Here is a 13045-nt window from a genome sequence, read left to right on the forward strand (position 1 = left end):
ACAAATTAAAATATTAATCTTAATCCACTATTATTTTATCACAATTTAGAAAAAAAATAAATTAAAATTGACAATAAGTACATAAACTCTAATTATTATGTTTAAATATAGTTATAAAATTTTTGACAAAAAAAGAGATGAATTTTTTATTCATCTCTTAAAATTCTTTTTGTAAATACTCCATAAATGATTTTATATCTTTAAAATCCTTATAAACTGCTGCAAAACGAACATAAGAAACCTCATCAAGTGATTTTAAATATTTCAAAACCAATTCCCCAATCTGAGTAGATTTAATTTCATTTTTGTAATTTTGTCTAATATCTTTTTCAATATTATCTATAACAGACTCTATCTCTTTATCTTTAATAGTTCTTTTTTCACAACATTTTTTTATACCGGCAAAAACTTTATTTCTAGAAAAAATTTGTCTAGATCCATCTTTTTTTAACACAAAAATTACAAACTCAGGCATTTTCTCATATGTTGTAAATTTATAATCACAAATCTCACAAACTCTTCTTCTTTTAACATAAGTTTTATCAATAGAATTTCTAGAATCTAGAACTCTAGTAGTTTCCGCTCCGCAGTTAGGACATTTCATTATCTTAAGAAACTTGGAATATCTAACTCTAATCCATCATCTTTTTTATCTGATGCAAGTTTTTTTTCAATACCGGATGATTTTCTAATTCCACCTGCTACAAGAGGGTCAAATCCAGTAGCTATAACAGTAATCTTAATATCATCTCCAAGAGATTCATCAACACCTGTACCGAAAATTACATTTGCATCTCCATCTATTGCTTCTCTAATTAATTCGGCAGCTTCATGAGCTTCAAAAAGTCCAACATTAGCTGCAGTAACATTAAGAAGAACAGCACTTGCTCCATCTATAGAAGTTTCAAGTAATGGACTGTTAATTGCCATTTTAGCAGCTTCAACAGCTCTATTATCTCCACTTGCAATACCAATACCCATATGAGCAACACCTTGATCTTGCATTACTGATTTAACATCTGCAAAATCTAAATTAATTATACTAGGAATAGCAATTAAATCTGAAATACCTTGAATACCATTCATTAGAACTTCATCTGCCATAGCAAAAGCTTCTAACATTGTTGTTCTCTTTTCAGAAATTTGAATCAATTTATCATTTGGAATAGTAATTAATGTATCTACTTTTTCTTTAAGTGCTTCAATTCCTTGTTCAGCTTGAACAGCTCTTTTTTTACCTTCAAATGTGAATGGTTTAGTAACTACACCAACAGTTAAAACGCCCATTTCCTTTGCAATGCCAGCAACTACTGGAGCAGCACCTGTACCAGTTCCACCACCCATTCCAGCAGTAATAAATACCATATCAGTTCCTTCAAGAGATTTCATTATTTCTTCTTTACTTTCTTCGGCTGCTTTTTCTCCAATTGATGGATTAGCTCCTGCACCAAGTCCTCTTGTTAACTTTTCTCCTATTTGAATTTTTGTTTCTATGTCAATAGAATTTAAAATTTGTCTATCAGTATTTACTGCAACGAAATCAACACCTCTTAAACCAGATTGTTTCATTCTTGAGATAGCGTTGTTTCCACCACCACCTATACCAAAGACTTTAATTTTAGCTAAGCCACTTCCACATACTTCCATTTCAAATGCCATTTTAATTTCCTCCTATATTCTTTTCTACTTATTTTTTAGGTAACCACTGTTATTATACTAAATTTTTAAATAAAATTCCACTATTTTTTTACTATTATTGGATTATCTCCAACATTTAATATAATTTCTTTTGCATTTATTCCTTCTACTTGAATTTTCTTAAGTAAAATTCCAATTATTTGTGTCTTTTTTGCATAATCATTTAAATCACCAAATGTAACTTTTAAAGAATTTTTCATTTGGATTACTATTTCTTTATCATTTGTAAAGTCAATACTAACTACATTTGGATAATATTCTTTGGACAAAATGTCTACTAAGAATTTAACTTTAGTAGTATCATTTGAAAAATCTTCTCCAACTTTTAAATCAGTTTCTGAAATTCCCTTTAACTGAGCTCCTGATGCCTTAGAATTGTCAGTTGCAACCTCTTTTACCTTACCGTAATTATCAATAGTTGTTAACCCGCTAGCAGTATTAATATAAGAACTAACATAATTTTCTTTTACTTCTATTTCAATTATATTAGGATAATTTTTTCTAACCTTTACATTCTCAATATTTGAAAGAGCCTTTAAATTTTTTTCAATTTTACTAGAAGATGTTAAAAATATATTATCTCCAATATTTACACCACTTTTAGAAACTATAAGTTCTTTTTCATTTGCTACATTTCCAACTACTTTTACATAATCAATCTTAAATAAATCATGAGTAAGTCCAAAATAAACCATTATCCCTGCACAGGCCAATAAAAAAGTTAACATAAACTTCAAGAAAAGTCTTAATCCTCTTTTTCTCTTCTTTTTATTACCTTTTTTATCTATATAATACTCATCATCATCTTCTTCTTCGTCATCATTATCTTCTGATTCATTATGTCTATCAATAACTTCATCATAATAATTTGCCTTTTGATTTACATTCACATAAGTAGTTTGAGTCATATCAATATCATTATCTAGACTGCCAAAATCATCATCTTCTTCAGTATTATTTTCTTCCATACTTCCAAAGTCGTCATCATCTTCTGATTCATTAGCTACAACTTGACTAGTTTCAAACAATGATTCATAATTACTTTCTTTACTTGATTCTTCTGTATTAGCTATCTCATATTGTTTAAAAATTGAACCTTCTTCTCCATTTTCTTCATCATAAAAAAGATTTTCAGATGCTTCTTTTTGTGTAATGCTTTCATTGGATTCCAGACTGCCAAAATCATCATTGTCTTCTAACTCAACTTGTTTATCTGAATTAGTATCATTCAAATTTAAATAGCTAGAACTTTGAAATTCATTTTCTGCCATATTTTCTTTTTCAGGAATTTCTTGAATAACTTCATCTTCAATATTATCATTAGAAGAAAAAGTGTCTTCCCCCATTTCTTCAGAAACAGGATGTTCTTTCTCGTAATTTAATTTTTCAAAATCTACACTTTTGAAATCTTCAAAAAAAGATTCATCCAAAACATTACTGCTAGCCTTTAACTTATCATATTCGTAAAATTCATCATTTACTGAACTATCAGAATTGTTACTCTTTACAAATATTTTAGGCTTCTTACCTTTTCTGTTATCTCCAGCCATATCTATCTCCCTTTAAATTTATCATAAAAAATTGAAACAAAATCATTTACTGCATTAGGAGTTGCTAACTTCTTTGCACTATCTTTCATTTGTTCAAGTTTATTATTGTCAAAAATTATTTTTTCTATATTTTCCCATAATAAATTGGAATTTAAATCTTTTTCGAGTATAAGCTCAGCAGCACCAATATCTTTATACGCTCTTGCATTAAATTCTTGGTGATTTTCTGTAGTATATGCTTTTGGTATTAGTATACTTGCTAAGCCTATTTTTGATATTTCAGCTAATGTTATTGCTCCAGAACTTGTTATAACCAAATCTGAAACTCCATAAGCTTTATCCATTTCAATCATATACGGCAAAATTTTTACATTCTTTCCTAATTTTATATTTTTATTTTTTATATCTTCTAAAAATTTATCATAATTGCTTTTTCCAGTTACGTGAATTAAAGAAATTTTATTATTATCATAGAATTTATCTAAAATTCCTAAAATTGCTTTATTAAGCTCTTCACTACCGTTACTTCCCCCAAAAGAAAAAATATTCTTGGAATTTTCATCAAGTTCAAAATATTTTAATGATTCTTCTCTATTCAAATTTTGAAATCTATTTCTAATTGGATTTCCAGTAACTACACATTTCTCATTATTCTTAAAAAATTTTATTGATTCTTTAAATGTAACAGCCATTGAATCTACATATCTAGATAAGATTCTATTAGTTATTCCAGGATAACTATTTTGTTCGTGAAATATTGTATAAATTCCAAGTTTATGAGCTTTATACAAAACTGGTCCTGTTACAAACCCCCCTGTTCCTATTGCAATATCTGGTTTAAACTCCTTCAATATCTTCTTTGCTTGTGATAGTCCTTTAAACAGAATAAAAATTGATTTAAAAAACTTTTTATTAATTTTTCTTGGTAATCCCATTACTTCAATTGATTTAAAATTTATATTTAAACTTGGAATTAATTCACTTTCCATACTGTTCTTAGAACCTATATATAAAATTTCTATATTTTCATCTCTTTTTTTTAATTCTTCAATTATCGCAACAGCAGGATATATATGTCCTCCTGTTCCGCCTCCTGATATTACAACTTTCATATTATCTCCCTTTAGTATCATGTCTAACAATTCCTAGAATAATTCCAATCATTATTGAAGTCATAACCAATGATGAACCACCGTAACTTACAAAAGGTAAAGTTACTCCTGTTGGAGGAATTGACCCAGTAGCTGTTCCAATATTGACTAATGTTTGTAATCCTATTGAAAATGTTATTCCTAGTATTACCATTCTTCCATATAAGTTCTTAATATTTCTTGAAATCATTATTCCTAAATATGCCAAGTAAATATATACTCCAATTAAGAACACAGAACCTATAAATCCAAATTCTTCTGCAATAGTTGCAAAAATAAAATCATTATGAGCTTCTGATAAAGTATACTTTTGTCTTCCATTTCCTAAACCAACACCTAGAAGAGATCCATTTGTTATAGCAAAAAGAGACTTTATAAGTTGCCAAGATTTTGAATCTCTATACTTTAAAGGATTTATAAAAGCTTGAATTCTACTAGTTCTACTATATCCTGAATTTAATAAATATATTACTCCAAAACTCGCAATAGATATTCCAAGTCCAGAAAACATTATTGCCTTTTTATCCATACCAGCTATTATATACATAGCTGTTATAGTCCCTATAATTATCAATGTATTCGAAAAATCAGGTTGAATCATAACAGAGAATGATGCTAACCCAACAATTACTAAATATTTAAAAAATACATTTTTAAAAGTAAAATTATTTTTATATTTATCAATAATATATGCCATTAACATTATAGATGCAATTTTCATGAAATCAGAAGGCATAAATGTTAAAGGTCCTATTTTTATCCATCTTCTCGCATTATAAACATTAATTCCTATTGGAGAATACACTAAAAAACCCATTAAAAAAACTAATATAAAAATTATTTTACTATATTTTTTTAATTTCAAAATATTCACTTGTGAAAAAATAAATATCGATATAATAGATAAAGCTACAAATAATGTATGCTTTTTTATTATTTCTATTTCATTTCCTTTTAGTCTATAGCTATATGGCCAACTTGTACTAAATACCATTATACCTCCAAACAGAAGTAGAAATAGTACAACCATGACTAATTTCTTAGTGTATTTATCATATTTATTCATTATAATTCATTTACCAACTTCTTAAATAAATTTCCTCTTTCTTCATAGCTTTTAAACATATCCCAACTTGCAGAAGCAGGAGAAAGTAAAACATTATCACCTCTTTCAGCAATTTCAATACATTTTTCTATAACTTCTTTATAATCATTAACAATTATATTATTTTCAAACCCATTCTTCTTTGCAGTATCATAAAATTTATATTTTGTATCTCCAACTAAAATTAATGCCTTTACCTTTCCATTAAAACTTTCAAATAACGGATTAAAATCAACATTTTTATCATAACCACCTAAAATTAATATTATAGGTTTTTCTAAAGCCTCAATAGCTTTTATAGTTGAATCTACATTTGTTCCTTTAGAATCATTATAAAATTTTATTCCATTAAAATCTCTAACGAACTCAATTCTATGTTCAACGCCAACAAAATTTTTACATGCAAAAATTATGGTATCCATAATTATACCATAATTATAACAGATTGCCAAAGAAATTAAAACATTTTGAGCATTATGCTTTCCTAAAATTTTTAAATCTTTCATAGAAAATAGCTTTTTATCATTGTGATAAAAATTATTTTCACTTAAATAAAAGTCTGCATTTTTATTATTTAAAGAAATTTTTGTTACATTAGTATTTTCTACATTAATCTTACCTAAAATTTCATCATCAATATTTAAAATAAGATTTCCATTTTTATCCATATTTTTAAATATTTTTAATTTATCTTCTATATAATTATCAAAACTTCCATGCCAATCAATATGATCTGGAGTAATATTTCCTATAGAAGCAATATAAGGTTTAAAATTTTCAATATTATGTAGCTGAAAACTGCTAACTTCTATAATATTTACAGTTTCATCATCTGAATTAAAAATCTCCCAAAGCATTCCTATTCCGATATTTCCAACCACTCTTGATTTAATATTTGCAGTTTTAAAAATTTCCCCAACTAAAGTTGTTGTAGTAGTTTTCCCGTTTGTCCCAGTTATCGCAATTATTTTTCTTTTTGGAAATAGTGTATATGCTAATTCCAAGTCAGTATAAACAGGAACTTTTCTAGAAGTAAAATATTCTATTATTTCATTAGAAGGTTTAATTCCGGGACTTTTAACTATAAAATCAAATGTGTAATCTTTATAATTTTTTATGAATTTATAATTATACCTTTCAAGATTTTCAAAAACATTTTGTAATTCTGATTTTTCCTTATCATCATAACAGTAAACGTCCGCATTTAATGAGCACAGTGTTTTTATAGTTGAAATTCCTGATAAACCTAATCCAATAACTAAAACTTTTTTATTTAAAATTTCCATAAAACACTCCTAATTAAATACGAAAGAAAAGATAGACAGCTATAATTGACAATAGACCGCTGATTACTGCAAAAGCTGTAACAATTTGAGGTTCTTTATATCCCTTTAATTCATAATGATGATGTATCGGACTCATCAAGAAAACTCTTTTTTTATTTCTAGTTTTATAACTAACTACTTGAATGATAACTGATAGTGCTTCCATCACATATATTCCACCAATAATAGGTAAATAAAAAATCATTCCATTTAATATACATATTGTGGCTATTGCACCGCCTAAAGCCATAGAGCCAGTATCTCCCATAAATACTCTAGCCGGATAAGAATTAAACATAACAAATCCCATTAAACTTGCCATAAATACTAGTGAGAAAACCCCAACGCTCGGAAATCTTGATGCACTTATAACAGCTAGTCCTAAAAACACAGGAATTGAAACAGAAGATGAAAGACCGTCTAATCCATCTGTTAAATTAGTTGCATTTGCCGTTCCTATCATTACAAAAATTAATATAGGATAAATAAACCATCCAAAATTAACTGCACCTTTTACAAAAGGAATTAATTGATATCTTAAATCTGTTCCTACTACCTTCTCTATGAATATAATTACAGCTATACTTATTACAAATTGAATTACTAATTTTTGAATTTCAGTAAGACCTAATGATCTTTTCATAATAAGTTTAAAGAAATCATCTAAAAATCCTATTAATGTAAAACCTAACATTCCAATCAATACTGCAAATACTTCTTTAGAAAAATTACCTAAACAAACTGTTGTAAGAATTATTGCAATTACAAAAAACACTCCACCCATTGTAGGTGTTCCTGCTTTAGACAAATGACTTTGCGGACCATCATCTCTAATATTTTGACCCAGTTTAAATTTTCTTAAATATGGAATAGAAACTTTTGCTATAAAAATTGTTAGAAAAAAACTAACTAAAATACTCCATATTGTAAAATTTGTTATTCTCATTTATTTCATCTCCTAAATTAATCTTCAAAGGTTAAAACTAGCTCTTCGTCTTTTGAAATATAACTTCCAATTTCTTTATTAGAGGAGACGAATTTTCCTTTGCCACCTGAAGTTTTGTATTTATATCCCATTTTATTTACAACATCCATCGCTTGATCATAATTCATTTTTGAAAAATCAACAACTAACAATTTTTCCTTTTCATCATCCGATAGAGTTAAATTTACTGTACTACCCTCAACTAAGTTCTTTTCTGGTTCTTCACTTTGAGCAGTCACAATTGATTTTGGTGAGCTAGAACCTTCTACACTATAATTTAAAAATTGTCCTTTTAAAATTTCGGATGCATATTCTAAAGTTAGACCTTTAACATCTGGAACTTTTGTTCTTTTAACGATTCCAGTATTATCATTTGTTTTAGTTATTTGTTTATATTCGGCAATTTCTTCTGCTAATTTTTTAGCCAAAGGAGCACACGCACTTGTACCACCTACATTCACCTTTGGCTCATCAAATACAATTAAAATGCTGTATTTTGGATTTTCAATTGGAAAAGCTATATATAATGAAGCAATTGTCTTTTGATCATCGTATTTACCATTTACCGCTTTTATTGTCGTACCAGATTTTCCACCGATTCTTACATTATTAGAATATACTTTTTTTACGATGCCATTTGTTACACCATGTTCCATGATTACTCTCATTTTGTCACTTGTTTCTTTTGAGATAATCTGATTTTTAACGATAGCTTCATTATCTTTTACTTTAATTTTATTATCTTCATCTTTTTCAACATTCTTAATGTTGATTTGAGGTTCTAATAAATAACCTCCATTAACAACTGCATTTGCAGCCATAATCATTTGAATAGGTGTTACGGAAATGCCATGCCCATAACTCATTGTTGCAAGTTCTGCCGCTCCTATATCGGATACAGACTTTGGAATTTGTCCATTAGATTCTCCAGGTAAATTAATTCCTGTTTTAGTTCCAAATCCAAAACCATTTATATATCTGTAAAACTTGTCTCTTCCTAAATGTCTAACCATTTGAACTAAAGCTGGGTTACAGCTATTATCTAAGGCTTCAGTAAATGTTTCTTTTCCATGTGGATTCTGCCAATTAAAACATCTAAGAGTAACCCCTGGTATATCTCTTATAAATCCATTACAAAAGAAAGTTGAATCTAAAGTATCTGTCTTTTCTTCTAAAGATGAAGATGCTGTTATAAGTTTAAATACAGAACCTGGTTCATAAGCATCACTTACAGCAGGATTTCTCCACATAGAAAATATCTTTTTTAACTTTTCTTTTTCATCTAAGTTTTCAAAACTTTTAAGAGTATTATCGTCAAGAGGAACGTTAGGATTATTGGTATCATATTTTGGATAACTATCCATTGCTAAAATATCCCCATTTGTAACATCTGAAACAATTACACTCATCTTTATAGGTTTTTCTTGATCATAATATTGCTTAGCATATTCTGAAACATATTTTTGAATGGTACTATCAATAGTTAAATATAAATCTTTACCATCTTTTGCCTCAACAACATCTTCAACTGACTTATTAAGACTTTCTCTAATAACTCTTTTAGATCCATCAGTTCCTGAAAGAGAATCATTTAAATAATTTTCAATTCCACTTTGTCCACCGTTTTCATTTGCATGACCAACAATAAAAGGTGCCAAAGTTCCATCTATATAGTTTCTACTTTGTTCAATTTCAACACTAATTATTGATGAATTTATTTCTTTAATTTCTTTTGCCAATTCAGGACTAATACTCTTTTTTATTTTAAAATTCGTTCCTCTATCAGCTCTGTCAAAAACTTTTTTCTTATCTAGTTCAAGAGCTGCAAAAATTTCATCTAATTTTTTCTCTTCAGCTTCTTTAGCCTTTTGTGAATATTGTTTAAACTTATCATATTCTAATACTGAGAAATAAACTTCTCTATTATTATTAACACTAATTATAATTGAATTTTTAGATTTTATAATTGAATTTTGTTCTTCTGTAATATTCTTTTGTATCAATAAATTGTTATATTGATCAGCTTTTTCTATAATTTCTTCTTTATTTAATTGTAATAATTCAAAGATTTTATCTAGTTTTTGTGTTTCTGTATCTTTAATCTTCCCACTAGATTTTTTATAACGGTTATAATCAAGAGTAGAAAAATATCCATTATAAACACTAATACTTTTAGCTAAAGTATTCCCGTTCCTATCAAAGATTGTTCCTCTTTTTGCCTCAAGAGGTGTATAACTAACAGAATCTTTAAATTGTTCAACACTATATTTATTTTTTGAATATAATTGTAAATATGCCAATTTAACAATTATTACACTAAAAAGTATGATAAAAATAAAAAATAAAACAGCCGAACGAGAAGAGACTGTTTTATTTTTAATACTATATTTCTTTTTATTCATTTAAACTCCCCTTGTCTAAGTTTAAGAAATTAATCAATCTTATCCAAATATTTAACTTGTTCCTTCTTAGGAAAATCCATATTGTAATTAAGTCTTGCAATCTTTGCAATTCTATCTACAGATTTATAAGGCTCAAGTTTCATATAATTATCATCTCTTTCTGTTTCTAACGAGCGAATTTCAGAGTTAAGTGTATTTATCATTCTATTTTGTTGAGCAATATTTAGATATCCATATAAAATTACTACACTAAAAGTTAATGTAATAAAAGTGAATATAAAAAGTGTAATATTTTTATATAAACTGGATTCTCTGGTAATTCCGTAGGCTTTTTTATTTTTCTCCGAAATTCTCTCGCCTGAAACATTCATATATTTTACTTGAGCCATACTCATATAAATCATCCTCCTAAATTTTTGAACAAACCCTCAATTTTGAACTTTTCGATCTAGGGTTATCATTCATTTCTTCTTTGGAAGGCACCAAAGGCTTCTTTGTTAAGATTTTTACTTTTGGCTTGTGATTACAAACACAAACATATAATTCCTTAGGGCAAATACAACCTCTTGCCAATTCTTTAAATGATTCCTTAACAATTCTATCTTCCAAAGAGTGAAAAGTTATAATACATAATCTACCATCTTTATTTAGTCTTTCTACTATATCTGGAATAACTTTCTTTATTACTTCTAATTCTCTATTAACCTCAATCCTTATTGCTTGAAAAACTCTTTTTGCAGGATGTCCTCCCTTAGCTCTAACAGATTTTGGAATAGCTCTTTCGATAATATCAACCAATTCAAAAGTAGTTTCTATTAACTTTTCTTTTCTATAATTAACAATAAATTCTACAATTCTTTTTGTCCATTTTTCTTCGCCATAGTTGTAAAAAATATATTCTAATTCATCAGAACTATAATAATTCACAACATCGAATGCACTTTTTTTTAGATCTCTATCCATTCTCATATCCAATGGAGCATCTATCATATAAGAAAAACCTCTTTGACCATTATCTATTTGATAAGAAGAAACACCGATATCTAATAAAACGCCATCAACTTTATCAATTCCATAATAATCTAGTATTTCTTTAAAATTTTCAAAATTACTTTTATAAAATAAAACATTATCTGAAATCTTTAAAAGTCTATCTTTGGCAACTACCAACGCTTCTTCATCCTGATCAACACAAATCAGTTTTCCATTTTTTATTCTTTTTAAAATTTCTGTTGAGTGCCCAGCACCTCCAACAGTCAAATCAACATATATTCCGTTAGGTTTAATATCTAAATTATCTATTACTTCATCTAACATTATAGGTATATGATTAAATTCCATAAATAATTTCCTTAAAAATCAAGACCATCAAATCTTTCAGACATAATAGTATCGTCACTATATTCTGATTCACTGTATTCATCCCATTTTTCTTTAGACCATATTTCAATTCTGTCAGAAACACCGATAATCATAACATCTCTTTCAATTTCAGCAAATTCACGTAAATTTTTATTTACTAAAAATCTCCCTTGTTTATCTAAATCTGCATTCATTGCACAGCTACAAAAGAATCTTGTAATTGAACGAACATCTTTTTTGCTAAAACCTTTTGAATTAAGTTGTTCTGTAAATTCAGTCCACTTTTTTTCCGTAAATATAAATAGACAGCCTTCAAGACCTCGAGTTACTACAAAATTAGACCCTAACTCATTTCTGAATTTTGATGGCATAATTAATCTGCCTTTATCATCTAAAGTATGTGGAAAATCTCCAATAAACAATGCCATCACCCCCTAAAATTGTAACTCCATTTTACTCCATATTAACCCACATTTTTTATTACACTTATATTTTACACCATTTTTTCATATTTTGCAACCCTTTTTTTGAAAATTTTTATAAATCTTATCACAAAGAAATGTGTAAATTTCAATAATTTTAAAAAAGCTATAAAAAAGTGGAGTGAATTTTCTATTTTTTTTAGTTTTTTTAGTATTTTTTTCACAAAAAAACTACATAGATTTAATCTATGTAGTTAAAAAATTTTTTAAAGTAATAAATTATAAATTATCAATGTCCTTTCCATATTTTCTATTCAAAAAGAAAAGTATGGTTCCAACAATTACACCAACAAGTGATAGAACTTGAGAAACCCTAAATCCTAAAAACATTAGGCTATCAGTTCTCAAACCTTCTACGAAGAATCTTACAATTCCATATAAAATTGCATAAAGCAAAATAATCTCACCTTTCTTCTTTTGATATTTTCTCATATATATCATTAAAAATATAAAAATTAGAAAATTTCCAATTGATTCATATAAAAATGTCGGATGATATTTTTTACCATCTATAATAACAGCCCAAGGTAAAGTAGTTTCAGTTCCATGAGCTTCTTGATTAATAAAATTTCCCCATCTTCCAATTGCTTGACCAAGTATTAATCCTGGAGCACAAACATCAGCTAAATCTCTAAAATCAATTTTTTTATATTTACCAAAAAAGTAAACTACAATAACAGCAGCTATTACAGCTCCATATATTGCAAGTCCACCTTCTCTTATATTAATTATAGATAAAAAATCGCCTTTATAGCTTTCCCATTCAAATATTACATAATATATTCTTGCCCCAATTACACTAATAGGTAAAGCAAAAAGCAAAAGGTTTGAAATTTCATCCTCTTCAATATTTCTAAGTTTGGAGTTTTTTGTTGCTACAAAAAGTCCTGCCATAATACCAAAACAGATGATAATTGCATACCACATTATATCAATTCCAAATAAAGAAAAAGCAACTCTATCAATTTTTACTTCCATATTTCCT

At 27.5% G+C, this 13045-nt stretch carries 12 protein-coding genes; all 12 read right to left on the reverse strand.

Annotation, left to right across the window (positions count from 1 at the left end; genetic code table 11):
- Window positions 1-157 precede the first annotated feature (157 nt).
- The 12 genes from nrdR to lgt all read right to left on the reverse strand — a co-directional run bounded on the left by nrdR (window position 158) and on the right by lgt (window position 13038).
- Window positions 158-604 (reverse strand): transcriptional regulator NrdR, encoded by a 447-nt coding sequence (nrdR, locus tag RWJ08_RS03010; RefSeq protein WP_009354837.1) that lies wholly within the window; start codon window positions 602-604, stop codon window positions 158-160.
- Window positions 604-1659 (reverse strand): cell division protein FtsZ, encoded by a 1056-nt coding sequence (gene ftsZ, locus RWJ08_RS03015; RefSeq protein ID WP_293439060.1) that lies wholly within the window; start codon window positions 1657-1659, stop codon window positions 604-606. The genes nrdR and ftsZ overlap by 1 nt, the downstream gene beginning before the upstream one ends.
- An 80-nt stretch (window positions 1660-1739) precedes the next feature.
- Window positions 1740-3248, reverse strand: coding sequence for an FtsQ-type POTRA domain-containing protein (locus RWJ08_RS03020; protein WP_313961027.1), 1509 nt, complete (start codon window positions 3246-3248; stop codon window positions 1740-1742).
- Between the two features lie 2 nt (window positions 3249-3250).
- A complete protein-coding gene (gene murG, locus RWJ08_RS03025) occupies window positions 3251-4360 on the reverse strand; it encodes an undecaprenyldiphospho-muramoylpentapeptide beta-N-acetylglucosaminyltransferase (protein ID WP_313961028.1) in 1110 nt (369 codons plus the stop codon).
- A 1-nt stretch (window position 4361) separates the two neighbouring features.
- The gene (locus RWJ08_RS03030) at window positions 4362-5393 is read right to left on the reverse strand and encodes an FtsW/RodA/SpoVE family cell cycle protein (protein WP_255260942.1); all 1032 of its coding nucleotides are present in this window, start codon (window positions 5391-5393) and stop codon (window positions 4362-4364) included.
- Between the two features lie 71 nt (window positions 5394-5464).
- Complete coding sequence (gene murD, locus RWJ08_RS03035) at window positions 5465-6790, reverse strand: UDP-N-acetylmuramoyl-L-alanine--D-glutamate ligase (RefSeq protein ID WP_313961029.1); 1326 nt, start codon at window positions 6788-6790, stop codon at window positions 5465-5467.
- 13 nt (window positions 6791-6803) lie between these two features.
- Complete coding sequence (gene mraY, locus RWJ08_RS03040; protein WP_009354730.1) at window positions 6804-7775, reverse strand: phospho-N-acetylmuramoyl-pentapeptide-transferase; 972 nt, start codon at window positions 7773-7775, stop codon at window positions 6804-6806.
- A gap of 17 nt (window positions 7776-7792) precedes the next feature.
- Entirely contained in the window at window positions 7793-10216 is a 2424-nt protein-coding gene (locus RWJ08_RS03045) for a penicillin-binding transpeptidase domain-containing protein (RefSeq protein WP_313961030.1), read from the reverse strand.
- A gap of 29 nt (window positions 10217-10245) precedes the next feature.
- Window positions 10246-10611, reverse strand: a complete 366-nt coding sequence (locus RWJ08_RS03050; protein ID WP_009354459.1) for a septum formation initiator family protein — start codon at window positions 10609-10611, stop codon at window positions 10246-10248.
- 13 nt (window positions 10612-10624) lie between these two features.
- Window positions 10625-11557: a 16S rRNA (cytosine(1402)-N(4))-methyltransferase RsmH gene (gene rsmH / locus RWJ08_RS03055; protein WP_313961031.1), complete on the reverse strand. Its 933-nt coding sequence runs from the start codon at window positions 11555-11557 to the stop codon at window positions 10625-10627.
- Between the two features lie 11 nt (window positions 11558-11568).
- Window positions 11569-12006 (reverse strand): division/cell wall cluster transcriptional repressor MraZ, encoded by a 438-nt coding sequence (mraZ, locus tag RWJ08_RS03060; protein WP_313961032.1) that lies wholly within the window; start codon window positions 12004-12006, stop codon window positions 11569-11571.
- Between the two features lie 273 nt (window positions 12007-12279).
- Entirely contained in the window at window positions 12280-13038 is a 759-nt protein-coding gene (gene lgt, locus RWJ08_RS03065; protein ID WP_313961033.1) for a prolipoprotein diacylglyceryl transferase, read from the reverse strand.
- Window positions 13039-13045: the final 7 nt, after the last annotated feature.

The sequence above is a fragment of the uncultured Parvimonas sp. genome, from assembly GCF_963524015.1.
Classification (GTDB): domain Bacteria; phylum Bacillota; class Clostridia; order Tissierellales; family Peptoniphilaceae; genus Parvimonas.

What these genes read in the sequence shown, in the direction of transcription:
- nrdR (WP_009354837.1), bottom strand. Translation starts at nt 604, where the DNA reads ATGAAATGTCCTAACTGCGGAGCGGAAACTACTAGAGTTCTAGATTCT.
- ftsZ (WP_293439060.1), bottom strand. Translation starts at nt 1,659, where the DNA reads ATGGCATTTGAAATGGAAGTATGTGGAAGTGGCTTAGCTAAAATTAAA.
- RWJ08_RS03020 (WP_313961027.1), bottom strand. Translation starts at nt 3,248, where the DNA reads ATGGCTGGAGATAACAGAAAAGGTAAGAAGCCTAAAATATTTGTAAAG.
- murG (WP_313961028.1), bottom strand. Translation starts at nt 4,360, where the DNA reads ATGAAAGTTGTAATATCAGGAGGCGGAACAGGAGGACATATATATCCT.
- RWJ08_RS03030 (WP_255260942.1), bottom strand. Translation starts at nt 5,393, where the DNA reads ATGGTATTTAGTACAAGTTGGCCATATAGCTATAGACTAAAAGGAAAT.
- murD (WP_313961029.1), bottom strand. Translation starts at nt 6,790, where the DNA reads ATGGAAATTTTAAATAAAAAAGTTTTAGTTATTGGATTAGGTTTATCA.
- mraY (WP_009354730.1), bottom strand. Translation starts at nt 7,775, where the DNA reads ATGAGAATAACAAATTTTACAATATGGAGTATTTTAGTTAGTTTTTTT.
- RWJ08_RS03045 (WP_313961030.1), bottom strand. Translation starts at nt 10,216, where the DNA reads ATGAATAAAAAGAAATATAGTATTAAAAATAAAACAGTCTCTTCTCGT.
- RWJ08_RS03050 (WP_009354459.1), bottom strand. Translation starts at nt 10,611, where the DNA reads ATGAGTATGGCTCAAGTAAAATATATGAATGTTTCAGGCGAGAGAATT.
- rsmH (WP_313961031.1), bottom strand. Translation starts at nt 11,557, where the DNA reads ATGGAATTTAATCATATACCTATAATGTTAGATGAAGTAATAGATAAT.
- mraZ (WP_313961032.1), bottom strand. Translation starts at nt 12,006, where the DNA reads ATGGCATTGTTTATTGGAGATTTTCCACATACTTTAGATGATAAAGGC.
- lgt (WP_313961033.1), bottom strand. Translation starts at nt 13,038, where the DNA reads ATGGAAGTAAAAATTGATAGAGTTGCTTTTTCTTTATTTGGAATTGAT.